The 20,646-nt window shown below is 43.8% G+C and carries 21 protein-coding genes; 14 read left to right on the top strand and 7 right to left on the bottom strand.

What is annotated here, in order from left to right; translation table 11 throughout:
* Positions 1–13: 13 nt before the first annotated feature.
* Genes JJQ94_RS23675 through JJQ94_RS23665 form a run of 3 tightly spaced genes read left to right on the top strand, consistent with a single transcriptional unit; the run spans position 14 to position 3,512 of the window.
* Positions 14–1,360: a 3-deoxy-D-manno-octulosonic acid transferase gene (locus tag JJQ94_RS23675; RefSeq protein WP_099029989.1), complete on the top strand. Its 1,347-nt coding sequence runs from the start codon at positions 14–16 to the stop codon at positions 1,358–1,360.
* Between the two features lie 2 nt (positions 1,361–1,362).
* Positions 1,363–2,391, top strand: a complete 1,029-nt coding sequence (locus JJQ94_RS23670) for a glycosyltransferase family 9 protein (protein WP_099029988.1) — start codon at positions 1,363–1,365, stop codon at positions 2,389–2,391.
* Entirely contained in the window at positions 2,388–3,512 is a 1,125-nt protein-coding gene (locus JJQ94_RS23665; protein WP_099029987.1) for a glycosyltransferase, read from the top strand. Before JJQ94_RS23670 ends, JJQ94_RS23665 begins: the two co-directional genes overlap by 4 nt.
* A 154-nt stretch (positions 3,513–3,666) precedes the next feature.
* Here JJQ94_RS23665 and JJQ94_RS24280 read toward each other — a convergent pair whose 3' ends face one another.
* Positions 3,667–3,942, bottom strand: a complete 276-nt coding sequence (locus JJQ94_RS24280) for a transposase (protein ID WP_236596544.1) — start codon at positions 3,940–3,942, stop codon at positions 3,667–3,669.
* A 368-nt stretch (positions 3,943–4,310) separates the two neighbouring features.
* On the opposite strand from JJQ94_RS24280, the gene JJQ94_RS23655 reads away from it, so the two are divergent.
* Complete coding sequence (locus tag JJQ94_RS23655; RefSeq protein WP_099029986.1) at positions 4,311–4,631, top strand: DUF6482 family protein; 321 nt, start codon at positions 4,311–4,313, stop codon at positions 4,629–4,631.
* Between the two features lie 64 nt (positions 4,632–4,695).
* Here JJQ94_RS23655 and JJQ94_RS23650 read toward each other — a convergent pair whose 3' ends face one another.
* The gene (locus JJQ94_RS23650; RefSeq protein WP_099029985.1) at positions 4,696–6,576 is read right to left on the bottom strand and encodes a PKD domain-containing protein; all 1,881 of its coding nucleotides are present in this window, start codon (positions 6,574–6,576) and stop codon (positions 4,696–4,698) included.
* A gap of 149 nt (positions 6,577–6,725) precedes the next feature.
* Between JJQ94_RS23650 and JJQ94_RS23645 the strand changes: the two genes are divergently transcribed.
* The 4 genes from JJQ94_RS23645 (at position 6,726) to JJQ94_RS23630 (ending at position 11,254) form a co-directional block, all read left to right on the top strand.
* Entirely contained in the window at positions 6,726–7,508 is a 783-nt protein-coding gene (locus JJQ94_RS23645) for a DeoR/GlpR family DNA-binding transcription regulator (protein WP_010377680.1), read from the top strand.
* 10 nt (positions 7,509–7,518) lie between these two features.
* The gene (gene glmS / locus JJQ94_RS23640; protein ID WP_039493253.1) at positions 7,519–9,339 is read left to right on the top strand and encodes a glutamine--fructose-6-phosphate transaminase (isomerizing); all 1,821 of its coding nucleotides are present in this window, start codon (positions 7,519–7,521) and stop codon (positions 9,337–9,339) included.
* 175 nt (positions 9,340–9,514) lie between these two features.
* Positions 9,515–10,951 (top strand): hypothetical protein, encoded by a 1,437-nt coding sequence (locus JJQ94_RS23635; protein WP_099029984.1) that lies wholly within the window; start codon positions 9,515–9,517, stop codon positions 10,949–10,951.
* 69 nt (positions 10,952–11,020) lie between these two features.
* On the top strand, positions 11,021–11,254 hold the full coding sequence (locus tag JJQ94_RS23630) for a hypothetical protein (protein ID WP_442960333.1): 234 nt from the start codon (positions 11,021–11,023) through the stop codon (positions 11,252–11,254).
* Between the two features lie 160 nt (positions 11,255–11,414).
* Here JJQ94_RS23630 and JJQ94_RS23625 read toward each other — a convergent pair whose 3' ends face one another.
* The gene (locus JJQ94_RS23625) at positions 11,415–12,386 is read right to left on the bottom strand and encodes a transposase (RefSeq protein ID WP_099029983.1); all 972 of its coding nucleotides are present in this window, start codon (positions 12,384–12,386) and stop codon (positions 11,415–11,417) included.
* A 50-nt stretch (positions 12,387–12,436) separates the two neighbouring features.
* Positions 12,437–13,312: a hypothetical protein gene (locus JJQ94_RS23620; RefSeq protein WP_099029982.1), complete on the bottom strand. Its 876-nt coding sequence runs from the start codon at positions 13,310–13,312 to the stop codon at positions 12,437–12,439.
* Positions 13,313–13,619: 307 nt separating this feature from the next.
* Between JJQ94_RS23620 and JJQ94_RS23615 the strand changes: the two genes are divergently transcribed.
* On the top strand, positions 13,620–14,921 hold the full coding sequence (locus JJQ94_RS23615) for a hypothetical protein (RefSeq protein ID WP_099029981.1): 1,302 nt from the start codon (positions 13,620–13,622) through the stop codon (positions 14,919–14,921).
* A gap of 161 nt (positions 14,922–15,082) precedes the next feature.
* On the opposite strand, the gene JJQ94_RS23610 is transcribed toward JJQ94_RS23615, so the two are convergent.
* Both JJQ94_RS23610 and JJQ94_RS23605 read right to left on the bottom strand, forming a co-directional pair.
* Positions 15,083–15,385: a putative quinol monooxygenase gene (locus JJQ94_RS23610; protein WP_099029980.1), complete on the bottom strand. Its 303-nt coding sequence runs from the start codon at positions 15,383–15,385 to the stop codon at positions 15,083–15,085.
* Positions 15,366–15,596, bottom strand: a complete 231-nt coding sequence (locus JJQ94_RS23605; RefSeq protein ID WP_010606951.1) for a DUF2798 domain-containing protein — start codon at positions 15,594–15,596, stop codon at positions 15,366–15,368. Before JJQ94_RS23605 ends, JJQ94_RS23610 begins: the two co-directional genes overlap by 20 nt.
* Before the next feature lie 89 nt (positions 15,597–15,685).
* Here JJQ94_RS23605 and JJQ94_RS23600 point away from each other — a divergent pair, with 89 nt between their 5' ends.
* Positions 15,686–16,543: a LysR family transcriptional regulator gene (locus JJQ94_RS23600; protein ID WP_099029979.1), complete on the top strand. Its 858-nt coding sequence runs from the start codon at positions 15,686–15,688 to the stop codon at positions 16,541–16,543.
* Between the two features lie 21 nt (positions 16,544–16,564).
* Here the strand turns inward: JJQ94_RS23600 and JJQ94_RS23595 are convergent, their stop codons facing one another.
* The gene (locus JJQ94_RS23595; RefSeq protein ID WP_099030074.1) at positions 16,565–17,266 is read right to left on the bottom strand and encodes an NUDIX hydrolase; all 702 of its coding nucleotides are present in this window, start codon (positions 17,264–17,266) and stop codon (positions 16,565–16,567) included.
* Positions 17,267–17,444: 178 nt separating this feature from the next.
* On the opposite strand from JJQ94_RS23595, the gene JJQ94_RS23590 reads away from it, so the two are divergent.
* The 4 genes from JJQ94_RS23590 (at position 17,445) to JJQ94_RS23575 (ending at position 20,645) form a co-directional block, all read left to right on the top strand.
* Positions 17,445–17,687 (top strand): hypothetical protein, encoded by a 243-nt coding sequence (locus JJQ94_RS23590; protein WP_236596543.1) that lies wholly within the window; start codon positions 17,445–17,447, stop codon positions 17,685–17,687.
* A gap of 13 nt (positions 17,688–17,700) precedes the next feature.
* On the top strand, positions 17,701–18,411 hold the full coding sequence (locus tag JJQ94_RS23585; protein WP_099029978.1) for a hypothetical protein: 711 nt from the start codon (positions 17,701–17,703) through the stop codon (positions 18,409–18,411).
* Positions 18,412–18,573: 162 nt separating this feature from the next.
* A complete protein-coding gene (locus tag JJQ94_RS23580; RefSeq protein ID WP_099029977.1) occupies positions 18,574–19,269 on the top strand; it encodes a response regulator transcription factor in 696 nt (231 codons plus the stop codon).
* The gene (locus tag JJQ94_RS23575) at positions 19,266–20,645 is read left to right on the top strand and encodes a sensor histidine kinase (protein WP_099029976.1); all 1,380 of its coding nucleotides are present in this window, start codon (positions 19,266–19,268) and stop codon (positions 20,643–20,645) included. The genes JJQ94_RS23580 and JJQ94_RS23575 overlap by 4 nt, the downstream gene beginning before the upstream one ends.
* The last annotated feature ends 1 nt before the right edge of the window (position 20,646 follow it).

Raw genomic sequence — 20,646 nt, 5'->3', positions numbered from 1 at the left:
ACAAGGTGTGGCTATGGCTAAGGTTAAGACAACCTCTCGTCTTCGTGGAAGATCAGCTAATTCACTTTGGATTGGTGTTTATAACAGTATCCTGTTGTTGTGTTTACCTTTGATTGCGCTGATCTTATTAAAAAAATGGCTACGTAAACCGGGTTATAAAAAGCACTTTTTACAGCGCTTAGGTGTCTACGATTGTAAGCGTTTACCCGCCTGTATTCATTTACATGGTGTCTCCGTCGGTGAATGCGCCGCCATTGCTAAACTTATTCCTGAGCTGCGTAAACAGCATCCTCATTTACCCATTGTTTTTACTTGTACCACGGTTGCGGGTTCCAACTATATTGAGCGCAACTGGGGGGAGCAAGTCATTCACACCTATTTGCCACTGGACTTTCAATTGATGGTTGGTGCGTTCTTGGCGCATTTTAATCCGGTATTGACCATGTCAGTTGAGATGGAGTGGTGGCCGAACCTTATTCGCCAGTCGCGCAACCAAGGCAGTCGAGTGATGCTGGTAAATGCTCGCATGACCGACAGATCAAAAAATCGTTATGCCAACATGTTAGGTCTTTTTACCTTTATGGTGTCCAAGGTGCATAAAATCCTGCCGCAAAGTGAGCTAAGCTATCAAGCTTTTCGCGAGTTGGGTGTACCACCAGAAAAACTGATGCTGTGCGGTAATATCAAGTACGATTGGCCAGAGCTTAAACACGCCGACCCAACGCAAAAGCCCTCTCAACTGACATGGATTGCGGGGAGCACGCATGACACCGAAGAAATAGCGGTGGTCGCAGCGCACAAACAGTTGTTACAGCAAAATCCAGCAGCTCAACTAATTATCGCACCGCGTCATCCTGAAAGATTTGATGACGTATGGCGGCTGCTGCAAGCAAGCGGGCTGAGCTGTCAGCGTTACTCGCACGCGCCAACACTAACGGCAAATACTCAAGTGTATCTGCTCGATACGATGGGTAAACTATTTGCGTTTTATCGTGATGCCCACGTTGCCTTTATTGGTGGCTCGCTAGTTAAGCTCGGTGGTCATAATCCTGCCGAAGCCATTGTCCAAGGGGCTGCTGTCGTAATGGGTAGTAGTCGACGAAATTGTGAAGATATATGTGCGCCGCTGAGTCAAGTTGGTGCACTTGTTGAGGGCAACGAACCACAGCAAATAGCCAGAGAAGTCATCGGCTTTTGGCAAAATAATGCGACAACAGCACAACAAATACAGGCTGGGCAAGCTGTTATCGCAAAGCATAATGGCGCACTACACAAAACCACATTGCAAGTTTTATATCAGTTAAAGCAGGCGCAGCGGCCAGTTCATAGTACCCGATTACATCCAATGGTGATCAGATAACCATGCAATACAACAATATCCTTATTGTCCGACTCAGTGCCATTGGTGACATCGTGATGGCGTCAGGTCTTATTTCTGCACTAAAGGCACGTTACCCAGAAGCAAAACTGAGCTGGTTAGCAGAGCCTGCTGGCGCGACCTTGCTACAACAAAATCCATTGCTAGATGAGGTGATCCTGTGGCCTCGTAATGAATGGCAAAAAGTGCGAAAAGCACAAGGGATCATAGCGCTACTGAAGCAAGTTAATAGCTTTAAACAGCAGTTGGCTAGCCGACAATTCGACTTAGTACTCGACGCTCAAGGACTCCTTAAAAGTGGCCTGCTAGCTTGGCTTAGCGGCGCTCAATATAAGGTTGGGATCAATAGTCGCGAAGGCAGTCAGTGGCTTATGAATAAGGTAGTGACCTCGCCTTGGTCTGCTGATATCAGCTCGGAATACAGAGCTGCAGCGAAATTTTTTGGTGCGCCAGAAGCGGCGTTTCAATATTCGCTCATTGCCTCGAACGAGACACAACAACATACAGAAGCACTGCTATTGGAGCATACTCAAGGCCAACCTTATGTGGTGTTTTGCCCGTTTACAACGAGAGCACAGAAACATTGGGTAGATGGGCATTGGCATGAGTTGTATAAACAAGTAAATCAGTCTATTTGTGCGCATATTATTATTTTGGGTGGACCAAGTGATATCGCTCATAGCGAACGTTTAGAAAAACAGATGCCGGGGATCATTAATCTAACCGGGAAAACGACATTGCTGGAGTGCAGCGAGATCATTCGGGGGGCAAAAGGCGTGATTGGCGTTGATACTGGACTGACTCACATGGCGATGGCGCATCATACCCCAGTTATTGCATTGTTTGGTTCAACCTTACCGTATGAAAACACCTTCAATCCAAATGGTCGCGTGTTGAGCGATAAACTTGCTTGCTCACCATGCAAACGTCGGCCAACCTGTGAGGCTCGTTTTGATTGTATGGTAGGTCTTACGCCACAAAGAGTGTCGAGCGCACTGGGAGAAGTGCTATGAAAGTTCTGCATATTGAAGCAGGTCGTCACTTATATGGCGGCGCACAACAAGTGGTATATTTAACTCAAGCGTTACAGCAAAAGGGCATTGAGAACGTGCTGGTTTGCCCGCCTAATAGTGAAATGATTGCAGCAGTTGATAAGCAAGTTGTTGTGGAGCCCGTGAAAATGGCAGGCGATCTCGATGTCATGCAATGTTTGCGTTTACGAAGGGCTATTGCCCATCATCGGCCTGATTGTGTTCATATTCACAGCCGTCGAGGGGTTGATACTTGGGGATTACTTGCCGCGAAGTCGCTTAATGTTCCTGTTATTTTATCGAGACGAGTCGACAACACCGAGCCACGCTGGTGGTCAAAATTAAAATACCCAGCCTACGATAAAGTTATCGCTATCTCAGAGGGGATCCGCCAAGTATTACTCTCGCAAGGTGTTGCCTCTGAGCAAGTAAAGTTAGTCCACAGTGCAGTCGATACCCAGCGCTTTGCACCAAATAGTGCGGAGCGGCAATGGCTGCTTGATGAGTTTGAGCTGCCACAAAATGCCTTGGTTGTGGCTAATTTTGCGCAGCTGATAGAGCGCAAAGGGCAAGATGTGATCATGCGTGCAGCCAAAAAACTCATTGTTGAGCATCCTAATTTGCGCGTATTACTGTTTGGCCGAGGGCCAAAGCAGCAGCATTATCAGGCACGTATAGACGAGCTGGGGTTGCAAAAAATTGTCCAGCTGGTGGGATTTCGACAAGACGTAGCGCGTATTTTACCGGCGGTTGATATTGTTGCACATCCAGCATCGATGGAAGGGCTAGGCGTAGCGTTATTACAAAGTAGCGCATCTGGCGTGCCTGTTGTGGGCTTTGCTGCTGGCGGCATTCCCGAAGCGGTTGCGCACAATGAAACCGGATTACTCGCTCCGGTTGGTAATCAAGTTCAGTTTACCCAAGATCTTAATCGCTTATTGCAGGACTCGGTTTTACGAGAGCAAATGGGCCGTGAAGGTCGCGCTAAAATGTGCAGTGAATTTGCCATTGAGGTGATGGCGGAAGGCAACTTGTCGGTGTATCGAAGCGTGTTAACTGAGTTGGGAAGAGCGCCTTTAACCAGCCAATCACAGAAAGTGTGAGTTCCAATAAGGATAATCACCAATGCGGTTTACTAGCTTGGTTCTTAGTGGGTTTGCAGCAATATACCGGGCAGTGGTATGCCTATCTTCTGTGGTTCTGAGCTGATGATCGTAATACGCGCTTTGCCAAATTCTGTGCTTTAAATCCAATTGTTTATTTCAGGTAAGCTGTTTTGCCTTTTAATTCTCCAACAATCTTACCAAGTTGTGTATTGCCAAGTGTTAGTAAGCCATGAAAGTGATCTGGCATTAGCACCCATGTTTGCCAGCGGCACTCAAACTTTTGTTCATTATGTGAGATAGATTGGCAAAACAATCGTGCCAGCCGATAATCCGTAAAATAGGGCGTGCGTTTATGGCAGTTAAACGTAACGAAGTATTCCGCGTACGGGATTGATTTCCTGCCTTTTCTCAGGTCATTCCAGCTCATGTGCATTCCTTGCAATTGAGAGATGAGCTTTAAAGATAATCCCTTCGATTAAATCTGTCGAGGTAAACCTCGACCCACGTTTGGATGGTAGGTCGTGATTTATCACGACAACAGGTTTGCGGTGGGTTAACGATTATCGCGTCGAGGTAAACCTCGACCTACGTTTGAATGGTAGGCCGTGATTTATCACGACATTAGGTTTCGAATGGATTAACGATTATCGCGTCGAGGTAAACCTCGACCTACGTCTGGATGGTAGGTCGTGATGTATCACGACAGGTTTGCGACAACACATTCATGACAACCAAGGTGAACCAAACATACAATCGTGTCGTTTAATTATTGATCGGTTAAACGAGGAGAGCATTATGCTTGCTGCCACACTCAAAGAAAAAATCGCTAATAAAGAACTCCATGCCATCGTACTTAGCTACGCGGATTCAAATCACTATCTCGCGGGTGGTCAAGACGGAGACGGGAACTTGCACATCTTAATGCATGCCGAGGGCAAACTAACGCCGTTTAACTCGCTGCGAGAAGCAGAGACAAAACTCGCTGAGCTTGGCGCAACTCAAGCCTACCTCAGAGTTGAGTCTGCCTATGATGAAATTGGTCCTGAGGACTCTTCGGGAATGCATGTCAGTAATATGGAGATCCGTCACTTAACTCCATCCGACATAACCGTTTAAACAAAAAGGCTTAAGCGCCCACAAGTGAGCGCTTAAGCCTTAAAAGTTATCGAGTAGAGAGACCTTATTCTACTGAGAGTGTTATCGTTTTAGTTGCGACGGAAGCAGACTTTTCATCAACAACACTTAAACTTACCTGATAGTCGCCTGAGGCAACAGGAGTGAATTCTAGGTTCGAGTCATGTGCCTCGGTACTGTCAATCACTTCGCCTGACGGAGCAACCACCTTCCAAAAGTAGGTCAAATTGCTTGCGTTGCTGTCGCTATCCATAACCGTTGAAGTGATCCACAGTGCTGCACCTGTTTTCAGTACACCTTGATAGTCCAGCGCTGTAATTACTGGAGCGCTATTTTGAATAGCACTTACTTTGATGAATGCCGCGACTACTAGTTCAACCTTGCCATCAGACACGATGCATTTCAGCACATAATTACCAGCGTCATCGAAGGTAATTGACGCGCGATTATCAGCATTATTGACCACTGCCGTGCTATTCTCTGGCTTCGTTTCAAGCGACCAGCGATAAGTGAGCGGATCGCCATCTTTATCTTCTGCTGATACCACAAAGACTTTGGTTTCCCCTTCCGTAGCTGTAGATATTTGTGGGCTCATAGACGCTGTAGGTCCATAATTTTCAGGGTGACTCTTTATCACGCCACTGGCGGTTTGGCTTAGCTCACCGTTACTTACCTCCACAAAATAACGGTAACTCCCCTCTCCGTGAGGCGTAAAAGTCACCGTGTCGGTATCTTCATTCGTAACGGAATAGGTCAAACCGGCTTCAAATGGCTCAAACGTCCAACTAAAGGAGAGTGTTCTTCCGCTTGTATCTCTACTTCGCTTGGCACTAAGCTCGATGGCTTCATTGATTTTGGTTGACTCTGGCGCGTCGACGAATACAAGCGGTTTGTTTGCTTCGCCGAATTTTGCCGTTAAGGTATGGGTTGCTTCACTTAAACGGCCCTGTTTGTCTTTAAGGCTAAAGCGGATTTTATATTGTCCTGCCTTATCCACTTTAAGTGAGGTGCTAAATCCGTTTGGCGTAGCCATTACCGCTTGGCTGCCGCTCGGTTTGCTGTCAAAACTCCAAAACGGTGTTACTGCGCCTTGATACTGACTACCATCACTTTTCAGCTCAACAAAAGTCATTGAGCTTAATGTAACCTCTGAAGGCGCTGCAATAGCTGCTTTTAGAGCTGGCTGATTATCTACAACGATGACCTTTTCCGATTTGCTATGTGACGATTTACCATCATAAACGGTTAAAGTAATGGTGTATTCACCCGCAAATTTAGAGGCAAAAGAGGCAACGTTATTGTTAGGACTTACCAATGTATATTCATCAACATTAGCAGGTGCAGTGACTTGCCATTTATAACTAAGATTATCGCCGTCTGAGTCTGAGCTGTTGCTTGCATCTAACTGTAGGTGCTCGTTGATGGCAATTTCCTGTTTTGTGAGTGTGAAATCGGCGACAGGAGGCGTGTTCACACTTGGTGTAGTTTTTTCTTTTACACGGATCTCAAACTGTGTTTTCGATTCGTTACTACCTGACTTGATTGTTAGCCCTACAATATAACTACCTGAAAAATCAGCGGTAAAGTGTGCTTGCTTAGCGTTGGGGTTAGAAAGCTGAGCGTTACTGCCTTGAGGTTTGGCTTGCCACTGCCATGTTATTTCGGCATTTTCAGGGATCGTACTTCCTGCAGTGCTAAGCTGAATGACGTTGCCTGTCTCCCCAAAGGCACTTGCCTGAATTTTAGCGACTGGCTTAGTCGTTGTATCCGTTCCTGAATCTGTATTATCGTTATTTGAATCCGTGTTGCCATTATTTCCATTTTTGCCGCTATCCTGATTGACTGGTGTAGTGTCACCACCTGAACCGCCGCATCCTGCTAGGAATAGTGAACAACAAAGTATTGATGTTATTAAGTTTTTGTTCATTTAATTATCCTTTTAAGTACCTCAATCCGGAAATGTATCCCGTTGCTCAAAATATTTCCAGTTAAAATTTGTTCAGTGCAAAATTTAACTTGTTTAGGTTTTGAAGTTTCGACTATAATCGCCTTAAATTTCGAAACGAAACTTATTTGATGACTAAACGAAACACTCAACAGCGCAGACATACCATTCTTTCGTGGGTGAATGAATACGGTGAAGTAAGCGTGGAATCACTCGCCGCTGAGTTTGAAACGTCAGAAGTTACGATTCGTAAGGATTTAACGGCACTAGAAAAAAGCGGCCTGTTACTACGCCGCTATGGCGGTGCGATAGCCCTTCCTAAAGAGATCACCGCATCAGGTAAAGACGAGCAAGACTCGGTACGTAAAACGGCCATTGCCAAAGCGGCCGCCGAGCTGATTAAAGATCACAATCGCATCATTATCGATAGCGGCAGAACCACAGAAACCCTAATTCCTGAGCTTGCGCAAAAGCGCGGTTTAGTCGTGATGACCAATGCGATGAATATCGCTAATCGATTGTTATCACTGGAGAATGAGCCAACCTTATTGATGACCGGCGGGACATGGGATCCGCACTCAGAATCCTTTCAAGGGCAAGTAGCAGAACAAGTACTGCAATCCTATGACTTTGACCAGCTTTTTATTGGTGCCGATGGCATTGATGTAGAGCGAGGTACAACTACATTCAATGAATTAATTGGGCTGAGCCGTGTGATGGCAAAGTCAGCCCGTGAAGTGATCGTGATGGTCGAATCCGACAAGATTGGCCGTAAAATTCCAAATTTAGAAATACCTTGGGCACAGATCACCACTTTGATCACCGACAACAACTTGGCCGATGACCTCCGCCAAGCGATCGAAGCGCGTGGCATACAACTTATCTGTGCTGAACTACACACAACGTGCAAATAATGGAGAGATTATGTGTGGAATCGTAGGCGCTGTTGCTGAGCGTCCAGTAAACAAAATTCTTATCGAAGGCCTAAAACGCCTTGAATACCGTGGTTATGACTCTGCGGGCGTAGCACTTTGCGAAGGCGGCGCACTCAACAGCGTGAAAGCTGTAGGTAAAGTGGTAAACCTAGAATCTGCGCTTGAAAATGCAGAAGTAAAAGGTACTACCGGTATCGCGCATACGCGCTGGGCAACACACGGCGGCGTAACCGAAGCTAACGCGCACCCGCATATTTCTAACAGCGAAATTGCGCTGGTACACAACGGCATTATTGAAAACCACGAAGGTTTGCGCGCGGCATTAAAAGAGGACGGCTACGAGTTTTTATCTGACACCGACACCGAAGTGATGGTGCACCTGATCCATCAACTCAGACAACAGCACACTACATTACTTGCTGCCGTGCAAGCAGCGGTAAAACAGCTTGAAGGTGCATACGGCACGGTATTATTTGATAAAGCAAACCAAGATGAAATCATCGTGGCACGCTCAGGCAGCCCATTGGTTATCGGTCTTGGCCTTGGCGAAAACTTTATTGCCTCTGATCAGCTTGCACTATTACCAGTAACACGCAGCTTTATCTTCTTAGAAGAAGGCGATGTAGCACGCATTACTCGCGAAACGGTAGAAATCTTCGACATTAACGGCAATCCTGTAGAGCGCGAAGTAGTTGAGTCTAACATTACTCAAGATGTGTCGGGCAAAGGCGAATACCGCCACTATATGCTAAAAGAAATCTACGAGCAGCCAATGGCCGTTCGTAATACACTTGAAGGCCGTTTAGACAACGATCGCGTCAGTATCGACGCATTTGGCGACAAAGCCAATGAAATATTTAAAGATGTAAAACACGTACAGATCATCGCATGCGGTACGTCTTACCACTCAGGCATGGTGGCGCGCTACTGGCTAGAGCAATTTGCAGGCGTAAGCTGTAACGTTGAAATCGCTTCAGAATTTCGCTACCGCGACTCATTTGTGCATGAAAACAGCCTACTGGTAACCATTTCACAATCAGGTGAAACCGCAGACACACTTGCAGCGCTGCGTCTTGCCAAAGAGCAAGGCTATATGGCGTCAATGACCATCTGTAACGTACCTGGCTCATCACTTGTACGTGAGTCAGATCTTGCCTTTATGACCAAAGCCGGCGCTGAAATTGGGGTGGCATCAACTAAAGCCTTTACTACCCAATTAGTTGGCTTATTGATGCTAACTGCATCGATTGCGCAGGAAAAAGGCCGTGACCAAAGTGCAATCGTCAACGCTATCAAAACCCTGCCAACCAAGCTTGAAGAAACCCTAACGATGGCGGATGGTATTGAACTTCTTGCAGAAGAATTTGCCGACAAACATCACTCATTGTTCCTTGGCCGTGGTTCACAATACCCAATCGCAATGGAAGGCGCACTGAAGCTTAAAGAGATCTCCTACATCCACGCCGAAGCTTATGCGGCAGGCGAGCTAAAACACGGCCCGCTAGCGCTTATCGACGCAGATATGCCTATCATCGTCGTTGCACCAAACAACGAGCTGCTTGAAAAGCTTAAATCAAACGTTGAAGAAGTACGCGCACGCGGCGGTATCATCTACGTATTTGCAGACAAAGACTCAAACTTTGCCTCAGACGACACCATGCGAGTAATGAACGTCAATCACGTAGAAAACATCATCGCCCCGGTGGTTTACACCATCCCACTACAGCTACTTTCATACTATGTAGCCGTTATCAAAGGCACCGATGTTGACCAACCGAGAAACCTCGCAAAGAGTGTAACGGTAGAATAAGAAAAGGCGCGCAAGCGCCTCAGATGTGGGTGAACAATAAAGATATACATACTGAATATGGAATACAAGAAAGCTGACGTTGTGTCGGCTTTTTTAATTTTGAGTGCTTTGTGATGTTCAACTGTATCGCTTAGTATTGTAAGTAGCGAAGAGCCTCGGATATTTGAGATAGAGTATGGTTAAGCAGACAATTGATATTAATGGGGTTAAACGTGAACTTAATGAGCGTGAATTAAAGCTAGTCACAATTAATGGTCCACATAGAAGTAATGTTTTCTTTTTTGAGAACTCTCTAGGAACAATCGAAATAAAAAGTGATATTGGTGAGCTAATAATATGTGAAAGTGAAGTCGATGGAGTTGGCATTGCAGATGCAAACATTGAGTGTCTATATATTGAACAAAACTCGAAGATCAAGAAACTGATTCTGAAAAACTCGAAAGTAAAAAGCCTCAAGATAGAAGGCTCTTCAGTTGAACTTATTGAAATCCACAATGATGATTCTTGCCCCATAGAGACTTTGACAGTCAGTAACAGTGAGTGTGGGAACTTCAAATCTTTATGCACATCCATTAACTTGATTCAGCTTATAAATAGCCACTTTTCAAAGTTTTGGCACAAAAGCACGTCCAAATTTTGTAACTTGGAAATAGAACAGGGTTTAATTGTTGATTCAGGGTTCAAATTTGAGAGCAATTCTAGTCACAAGATCTCATTGAAAGATAGTATTGATGGTCGGCTAGATATTAGTTTTGGGGATGCCGATAACTTAGAACTAAGTAAGCTTTTCTTAACCAATGAGTTATCTCTTACTGCTAAACAAGGAGTGAGAAAGTTTTCTGTTAGTGGTTTTAGTTGTGGCAGTGGCAAACTTTCTATTCATGATTTTCGTGCTTTGGTAGGCCAGAGCAAAACATCAGTGCTATTTAAATCAATCTCTTTTGGAGAGTCGGATTTTAAAGATTGTGACTTTTGCTCATTTGCACATTTTGAAATAGATAAAGTTCAGTTTCAAAGTGCCAGCTCTACTGGTACAAGATGGCCCCTGAACCCCGTATATAAGTCGGGTAATAGTTTATTGAGAAGCTACTGTTTCAAAGTTTACAAAATGCTGGTCGATGATGGTGATTTAGAGCAAGGGCTTCAGTTTAGAAGAAGTTATCTCAATACTAAGGTTTCTTTACTTAAAAGCGAAGAAAGTGAATCTAAATTGGTTGCTTGGGCTGATAGAGTATCATTGCAACTTGGAGAGTTTACATCCGAACATGGTACAAATTGGTTAAGAGCACTGGTAATTCTTTTATGCTTCAACCTTGTATTAACGCCGATACTTGTAAACTTTTTCACTTTAGAAAAATCCTTTGAGAGTGCTGTATTTTATTGCTCGCACTTTAAAGATAGTTTTAATTATTACTGGCTCAACCTAGTACCTATTGATGGAAAAGTATTCTCGATGAGTGACGCGCTTTTGTCGATGAACCCTGCTCATAGGTTAAAGTCGCTTAGTTTTGAAGGAGGCACTTGGTTTGTCCTCTACAATACGATAAGTAGAGCAATCAATGGGTACTTATATTTTCAGATAGTTAAGTCATTTAGAAAGTATATAGTTTGACTCTGAGGTGCTTGCATCACACTTTCACTCTAGCTATGCTGAAATTTCAATCAGTTATAGCGGTATATTATGTCTAGGAAGATTGGCCATACTGAGGCGCAATATCGTAAGTGGATTAAAGAAGGGCGTGGTACAGGTGAGTATCAGGATTACAAGCCGTGGTTAACGGTTTATGATGCGCCATCCGATGGCCGTGTACATCGAGTTTTTGGCTATAAGTCCAAACGCAAAACAATACTGACCGAAAACAATACTGACAGCCACTATTATTTGCTTACCATGGTTATGGCAGTTTCGACTTAGAATTGTACAAGATTGTTCATTATGCGTATCAAAAGCGATTCTAAAATAAGGTAGCTGTTGGTGTTTGCTCATTTTGCGACACTAAAACTTGTGTATCACGCACGACAAGGGGGCTGTGATTTGTACAGCTTGAGGGTTTATCATTAAAGGCTTTATTTGGTTAAGCCAGCAAGCGTTCACAATTTGCTAGATTTGTGCGCCGTCGTTTTTTAAGGGTTCCACAATAAGCTGTGAGTACTTGCTCTCGACCCACCGCGCCGTGGAAAACCTGAGAAAATTGTGTAGTGAGTTTCATCCAATTATCAGGTTCGATGTTTAGTCGAGACAGAATAGGTTGAGACTCAAAGATGGCACCGCTTTTGTCGGTGCGAATACATTGACCGGTAAGCTCAACTAATTCTATATAAAACTTGAGTTCAAAAGGCAGCCCTTTTGGCATATGTTTTCGGGGGCTTCCCGCAAACCGTAATAGGCTTTTTGGTTGTTTCCCTTGCCTTGCATGGTCGATACGCTTTTTGATACTGGTAAAGTCAGAGGTTTCAGGTGTTGGGGCTAATTTAGCTCGAATTGGGTTTAAGTCTACGTAAGCGAGGCAAGCAGCCAGTGCTGCTTCATCCAGTAATGCTTGGGACTTAAATCGTCCTTCCCAAAATCGGCCTGTACAATTATCTTCTTTATTTGCTCGACGGGCGATGTCTTCGTTAAGCACTCGCATAAACCAACTAATATCAGCCAGTCTTTGTCTGTATTTGGTAACATATTCACTGAGTGTCAACTGCTCCGACTCGCTTAGAGGCTCTTCCTCGATAAACTTCCAAGTTACCCAATTACCTTTAAACAGCTTGTGCCAGCGTATTACAACGGCTTTATCTGATAAGCGCTTGGCCTTTTTATCATCAACGTGCAGAACAAGGTGAGTGTGGTTACTCATCACCGCATAAGCACAGACGTCGATACAGAAAACAGCTGCCAACATCAGGAGCTTTTCTTCAACCCAATCACGGCGATGTTCATAGGATTTTCCGGTCAATTTATCTTCACCGCATAAAAACGCGCGCCTCACGCAACGGGAGATACAGTGGTAGTATTTGGTGTCGGTTAAGCTGATTTGGTTTTTACGGGCAGTAGCCATCCTTTGTTTTCCTCAATCCTTTGAGTGCAGAATTAGAGCGTAGACGACTTTTAAAAAAGGCACAAATTAGTGGTGGGTGTCTTTGGTTTACTTTGGTTTATTTCCACTACTTGAGTAACTAAGTTACTGCGCTTTAGTTCGATAAAGGCATCGGTAAAATTGTCTTTATATTCTTCCCAGCCGCCACAATATGCATTGGCTTCACCGAAAATGGACTTAAATTGATAGGTGATAAGAAAATACTCCCCCGATTCTTGCCATTCTGTTGTGGATTCGATTACTTGACGACCATTCGCTTTCTTCACAAATAAGCGAAACAGTTCAGGTTTGAGAAAATAGCCGTAGTGGCAGGCATCTAAACACGCAGTATAGTCGTTTTCGGTTAGCTGACTTAAATCGAGCTCTGGGTCTTTAAGTAACTTTTCTAAACAATTCGCGCCATATTCACACTTATCAAGGCGACAAATAATTTCGCACATCAGTGCAAAGTAGTCTGTGACAGACATTTTGCCTGCTTTGTGCAGCTCCACAAAAGAGGGGGCTACGGTGCGCTCAAAAAACTCAATGTCGAACTCTGAGCGATTCGCCGTCATTTCCATCAAAAAGTAGTCGGCGAATGGAAAACCAATGCCAAGTTCTAGGCAATGACGACAGGCTGTTTCGATATTGTCTGGGTGGTGATGATCAACTAATTCTCCCATACAAATATCGAGTTCTATCGCACTCAACTCATCACCCATCAAGTCGGCATACTGGATAATTTGTGCTTTCGTGAGTGCTGCGGTGACATCCAAATAACTTTCAAACAGGGCTTCCGATAAGGTTTCTACCTTTGCCTTATCTTGTTGAGATAAAGCCTGTTTTAAGGCGTCTAGGCGAGTTGAAGCATCCTCGTTGTACCAATCTCCAAAATAGAATTGCGTCATATTTGTTTTCCTTAATTACTCATCAGTATTGTCGTGTCAGTGTGGTTGGTTGCTGTGGCTTATAGAGGGGGTCTATAGCGCTCTTCGACTTATGAAGACATGAATAATCGAAGATATAAAGCTGAAAACTGATCTGGTTAAGCATTCAATCAGCGAGAGCACAGTTCGTAAAAACGTCATGTTTTAAATATCAGAAAAGGTCCTTAGATAGTAAATAAAGATCAATTAAATTACGATTGGTTTCACTATTTTACACTTGTTTATTTTTTGTACTATTTTTATCTTTCATCACTATGAAGGATAAAACATGAAAACGCTTATAACCATATCAACAATCTCGCTAATTCTATTCAGCAATATATCACAGGCCAAGGATCCGGTGAGGAAAACAGATGTAATAACAGACAAAGGAAAGCAAAAGGTATCAGTGATTGATGAGAGTAATACTCCTGTAGAGTTAGATCAATCAGATAGAAATGCTATTACTACCTACGAGTGGATATTAAATATAGCCTCTGTTTCAAATATACCTGATGAGTTGGTTACTCAGAGCGCTGAATTTGTGAATTACTTATTGCTGAAAAAGACAATAGATACGGATCTACTTTATAATTATGTTTTGACTTTAGATGCCAACCTAAGTCAATTACCAGATAAGAAATTTGTTAGTAGAATGAGAGAGCTGACGTCTGATCTGCGTGCAAGTAGCTATGCCGACGAAATTCATTATAACACTAATCTCAGTTATCAATTAAGAACGAGGATGCCAATAATAGTAAAGGCTAGCTTATTGCTGAATGATACAAGCGCATCAGATGAACAGTTAAATTACAGAAAAGAGGATTTTGAAAAGGAACTACGTTTGTTTACTGATAAATACATTAGTACAAGCCGGTTTAAAGCAGGCCTAGGCTTTTCATATGCGTATACTCCTAAAATTAACTACCGCGCTAATAATGTGCTTGATTTATCACCTTTCACCCCAGATGCTATTGGTGGAGTAAATAAAGCTAGCTTTACTCAAAGTTTTGCAAACTCTAGCTTTCCAAGCTTTGAAGTTGCGGCGAAAATGCCATGGGTTGAGTTAGGCATTAGTGTTCCTGTATCTAGCGAAGACTCATCAATAACTACTCCGGTCCAGTTTGTAAAACTAGATGACATAAGTGACAGAGAGGCTGCTTTTAGAACCACCTTAGAATCAACAATAAAAATGGAATATGACTTCTCTTTTAGGCTACCGTTGCTAGGGGGATATAAAAAACTAAGGTTTTCAAATCCAAGAAATAGCCAAATGGATTGGGGACTGTTGTTGGGCTTAACTGGATTTAAAATAGAGGATGAGTTCACTACCGATTTGCGTTTTCGCACAGATAACACACCTTTTAATGAACTCAGCGCAGGAACTTCGTTCTCAACATCAAGAAGCCTTAACTTTCAAACAATATATTATGGTGCTTACTATGAATTTGAATTTGTAGATGAGCTATATATGACTATAGATGTAAAATGGCATAAGAATCAAAGTGAAGGTGATAATCAAATTGACGTTGACGGGTTTACCACCTCTTTGCGCATCATATACGCACCAACTATTGATTTTATTAATTAATCTGAAGGTTGGGTCAGAAATGAGCTAAAAGGGTTGCATTTAGGGTGAGTCCTAAATGCAACTTTAGTAGTTCCGGAAGTAGTAACTGGAAAAGCATTATTTATTCGCTGTTTAGGCTTAAACAAGGCTTTCAGTTTACTCTATGTTGATCCTCACTTTAATCACCTTACAGGCGATAAAGAGGTAATATCCACCGCTTTTGCCAGCCATCCTTGATACAGTGTAAATACCCGTTTGGTGTAAACTTGCTGGTGATGAAAATCGAACGCGGCTTGATCGATGAAGCGCTCAACTAAGGTAAGCTGGGTGCGGTTTTCACTTTCATAAAGTTCAAAGCGTAAACATCCTGCTTCTGCTCGAGTGGCTGACAAGATCCCTTGGATTGCGGAAATACAATCTTGATAGTGCTCGGTTTTAGGTGTGATATGGGCGATAAAGTTGACGTTATTGTGGCTGTTGGCCATGGTATTTCTCCATAATGCGTTTAGTAACGGCGGTAACTGGGGCTGATAAAACATAGGCGGCGATGAACGAGGCTGGCCAAGCATTGGCAAAGGCATGCGCCCATCGCGTAGTAAAGTCCGCCACTAATCCCAAATTGATGTACGTAACCCATCCAGACACCATAAACGACAGGCACAATGACAGCAGTAATGTAAAAATGAGTTTTTGCATGTTTCCTCCTCTGGCTGTTGGTATGATTGTAGGGAATTGCCAGCCGATCAGAATGGCAAAAATGGAAAGCTAAGATTGCGGAGATAACTATGCTAGATGACTTACGACTCTTTGTTGAGGTAAGCCGCCGAGGAAGTTTTGCCAAGGCGGCAGAAGACCTTGGCATAGGCGCGCCGACCTTATCTAAGCGGATGTTAGCGCTGGAAGAGAAACTCGGTTATCCGCTCTTACTGCGTAGCGCCAGAGGACTTACATTAACGAATCATGGTCAGGCGGTGGTGGATAAAATGGCGGAGTCTTTGCTCGCCTTGCAAGCGCAAAGTGAGGCGCTATCAACTTTAGAAGCGTCCACTTTTCACCTGTTATGCCCGCAAAACTTAATGATTGGTCCTTTGTATAATGCGCTGCAATCGTTTCAGGCCCAGCATCCTGAGATCCAATTGCATGTGGAGCCTGCCAATAGTGTGGCCTTACTCAGCCAAAAGCGGTTTGATTTAACCGTGCGAGTTGGGGAGCTGGATGATTCAAGCGTCTATCAAAAGCGTCTGGGGCAAATTGCGGTAAGAGTGGTGGTCGCCAAGGAAATTGCGACTACACAAATCCTGTTTTTGCCCTTTAAAGCATCGCAACTGCCTGCAACCGATGCGTGGCGAGCACTGCTGGCGCAGTTTAGTCACGTCTCTTATGTGGGTGATATTACCTTAGTGCGTAAATTGGTAGGCTCGGCTAACGGTGCTGGCGTATTGCCGATGACAGAAATTGCAGCGTTGGCAGCGCAATCTCAAACCGCATTTAGCTATATCGGTGACTGCCAATTTACTCGCAACATCTACGCGCTTTGGCCAAATCAACGAACTCCACCGACTTACACCAGAGATTTTATTGAGTTACTGCAAATGCGGTGTCAGGAGCTTGATTATCTGCAAGGGGCAGTGATAGCTCTGTAATGAACACCGCACAACCGTATTTTATCCTAAGCTCAGATTTCGCTCAAAATGCACGATATCGACATCAGGCTTTAGCTTGTAGAGCTGTGCTAAACGTCCGCCTGACTTGACCTTTTCATCCAGTGCTTCAAACATGTTTGAGGCTTCAATTCGTCTTACCAAGCTCTTGCGCTGAATGGGTTTGGCGATAATGGCTTCGATGGCGGTTTTGAGTTGTCCAATGGTAAATTGATCAGGCAAACAATAAACCGGGATCATGGAATATAACGCCTTTTGCTGCAGCCTTGCCTTGGCCTTTTCAATAATATGCTTATGATCAAAAGCCACAGCAAGATCTGGGATCTCGCTAAGATCCACCCATCTTACATCATCTACCGAGTCTATTTGTGTTGCCACTTGCTGAGGTGAAATCAAGGCGTAATAAACCAAGGTGACACTAAAGCCTCGCGGATCACGGTTGATCCCAGAAAAGGCCTGAAGTTGTTCTAGGTATTGTGGGGCAACACTGGTTTTCTCTTTGATCTTACGCAGCGCGCTCATATCCGTGTTGTCATCCAGCTCAACATCAACAAACCCTCCAGGTAATCCCCAGCGGCCTTTAAAGGGAGCGTTAGCGCGTTTCACCAGCAGCACTTTTAAGCTGTCCTGCAAAATTGTAAATAACACGCTGTCTACCGTGAACAGTGGGTTTTGGTATTGGGTTAAATCGTAATCAGGGTTCATGATATTTTTAGTTTGTGTCTTTTGGACACAATAAACAATTGTAGCCAGTATGGCAAATATACTGAATATCCCTATGTTAAAAATAAACATTAAATGTCTTTTGGACATAAAGTTGTTGATTGATCAAAAAATGTTTGATACCTTATTTGTGTCTTAGGGACATTATTAAGGAAAGGTTATGAAAGTCACGAGTTATGAATTCTCTGGAAACAAAAAAGATGTTCAATATGAAGCATTTACCTTCTCAGGTGGGGAAGAGCATATTCGTTTCAAGGCATTTGATTTCCGTGATTGCGAAAAAGTTCAAATCACAGCCAGAGTGACCAATTCTTCTCATATCATGCGTTTACTGATGGCGGTGGATGCATTGAAGCGACTTTGTTTGGCGCGGATACTAATGGGAAGAAAAAAGTCAGTTTAGGAGAAGGTCGGCTATGAGAAATATAGAGGAACAAACAGCATATTCACTCATTAAGTTTTTTTCCTGTAGGGAGCATCTAGAGAGCTTTAAAAATGGCTCGGTACTTTTTAGAACTCCTCACTATTATAGGTTATGCGAAGAAATCGGACGGGGTGACCAAGCAGAGTCGTGTTTAGGGTACTGGAGCAGAGATAGTGGACATGAATTTCCTGAAATTTATACTGAGCATGGTCAAGCTTTAAATTTAGGCTCTATTAAAAGCTTGTTGGTTTATCCATTAAAAGAACAGTCTGACAGCTGGTTGCAAAGTTGGTCTATTATTGGGAAATACAACAAATTTGAGAATAGTATTGAAAAAATGCTGAAAGACTTTGGTCCCTATTTTGTTTTATTACCGGCGCAAAACATTAATAAGTATGTGAGCGCAATTACGAAAATTACTGGTTTAAAAGTTGAGCATGGCGCAATCAAATATTCTAACGATATAATGGAGAAGTCGCTTTCTGTGAAGGGGCAAACATTTGAATATCAAAAAGAATACCGATTCTTGCTGGGGGAGTGCGACAAAAGTTGTAAAGATGACCTGGCTGTCAATATTTCAAATATGAGTACACTTCTCTCTAATGCTAAATCCCTAAAATTCGAAAATCCAAAAGGCGATATTTTGTACTGCAGTACAGGTGAAAAGAGAGTATGTAGGGTCAAGCAAATGTTGCCGTACTAGAAAATCAAAAGTTGCGACGTTTCTTCTCGCTCTAAAGTGGTAAAAAGCGATATTTCCTATCGCGCACAATTAACCCCCAACATTTTTGCCTGATTATCCAAGACTTTTGTACTTCACAATTATCCATCTAATAATTACAATCAGTACAAAAAGCGCCTCCCCATGTCTGACCAATATACTGTTTTATATGTAGAAGATGACCCAAGCAGTGCCGAGATCTTACGTTTATATCTGGCACAAGCGGATATGCAGGTTGTCCATTTCGATAACGCCCCAGATGCCCACCGAGCCCTACAAAATCTAACATTTCAACTCGCTATTTTAGATGTCATGCTACCCGGCGGTGATGGTCGTGAGCTACTAAAAGAAGCCGTTGCGCGCAACATTCCTACCATTATGGTGACCGCCAAAGTCTCTGAAACCGATCGTCTTGAGGGGTTTGAGCTTGGTGCGGACGATTATGTATGTAAGCCTTACAGCCCACGAGAAGTGATCTCACGAGCAAAGGCACTATGTAAGCGTAGCTATCGCGGTCAGCAAAGTGCCACTTTGTTGTTTGATGGCTTAAGTATCAACCTTGAGAGCAAATCCGTAACGGTAACACAGCAAACGCCAGCGTTAACGGCTGTGGAGTTTGAATTATTATTGGCTCTAGCCAAGCAGCCGCAACAAGTATTTAGCCGGGCGCAATTAATTGAACAAGTATGGGGAAGTGATGCGCCTATTACGGATCGTGCAGTCGATACTCACTTGGCTAACTTGCGTAAAAAACTAGGTGACAGTAAGGCTGAGCCCAAGTTTATCGCCACTCGTTACGGGCAAGGCTACCAATTTATCGCGCGTAAGGTGCCTTCATGAAACTAAAAACCAAATTTACCTTACTCGTGGCGCTTTGTACCTTTGCGCTACTCGGAAGCTTCTATCAACTATCTAAAAACTCAGCCGAGCGCACTTTTTTAGCATTTAATAAGCAAAGTGCGGTGACGTTTGGTCATTCATTGCTCGATGATGACTTAGTGGAAGAAGCATTGGCTGGCAAAACCTTCGCGAGCCCAGAAGCGACGTTAACGTTTTTAGCATCAACCTATCCTGAGCAGCTATTTATTTGGCGAGATGCTAACTCAACATCGGATGTAAAGATCCTCAACCCCGATCTCACCATAGACTATGAGCATGTCAAATTCGGTCATCAATTTTCTATCCATCATCCCGGTGTTGCAGCGTTTGTGGTGCAATTTAATGAGGCGCAATATGCGTTACCGCCACATGGTGAGCTGTTCTGGTTACCTGAGGTATTGCTAGATAGGTCGTTTGAAAAGGAAGCGTTGCAGCAAGCTATGCTGGATGATTTTATGCTTACTTTGGTCATTTTATCGATTATTGCTGCATTACTTGCTTGGTTGGGTTCGTGGTACTTTTTGTCGCCACTTAAACAGCTCAAACGTAGCTTTAAGGCAATAGAGTCGGGAGAGTTAGACACCCGCTTAGCGCTTAAACGCCATGATGAAGTTGGCGAAATCATCAGTAGCTTCAATAATCTAGCGGCTTGGCTACAAGGTTTACATCAACAATATAAACAAATGAATTCCGACTTATCTCATGAACTACGGACACCACTAAATGGCATTCGTTCGCGCTTGGAGGCGATGGAAGACGGTATAGTCCCTATGGATAAGGCTCAGTTAGCGGTGATCAGCCAAGAACTTCACAACGTCAACCGTATTATCGACGACCTGTGTTTGTTGTCATTAACCGAGTCAAAGCAGCTGACATTGTCATCGACACGAGTAAATCTCTCTGAGCTGTTAACATCGACCTTAGTGCGTTACCAAGCACAGGCCAAAGCGCGAGGCGTGAAATTAGATGCAGATATTCAAGAGGGCGTGACCGTGACGCTTGATGCCGGAAGAGTCAGGCAGATAGTGGTGAACTTATTAGATAATGCCTTTAAATATGGTGCAGATGGTGGCGTTGTGACCTTAAAGCTCAGTTATCAAGATAATGAACTGGTGATTAAGGTTGCTGACTGCGGCCAAGGTATGTCGCCTAATCAACTCGAGCAGGTGTTTGAGCGCTTTTACCGCGCGCAGGGGTCGCGCCACGATACATCCAGTTTAGGGCTCGGCTTACCAATTTGTCGTCAACTTGCCGAGCTGATGGGCGCGACATTGACCGCGACCAGTACTGAAAATCAAGGCGCTAGCTTTTCACTTCGGTTTTCTCGACTAACTTGAT

Source organism: Pseudoalteromonas sp. GCY, from assembly GCF_016695175.1.
GTDB lineage: Bacteria > Pseudomonadota > Gammaproteobacteria > Enterobacterales > Alteromonadaceae > Pseudoalteromonas.
This window is presented reverse-complemented; position numbering and strand designations above follow the sequence as displayed.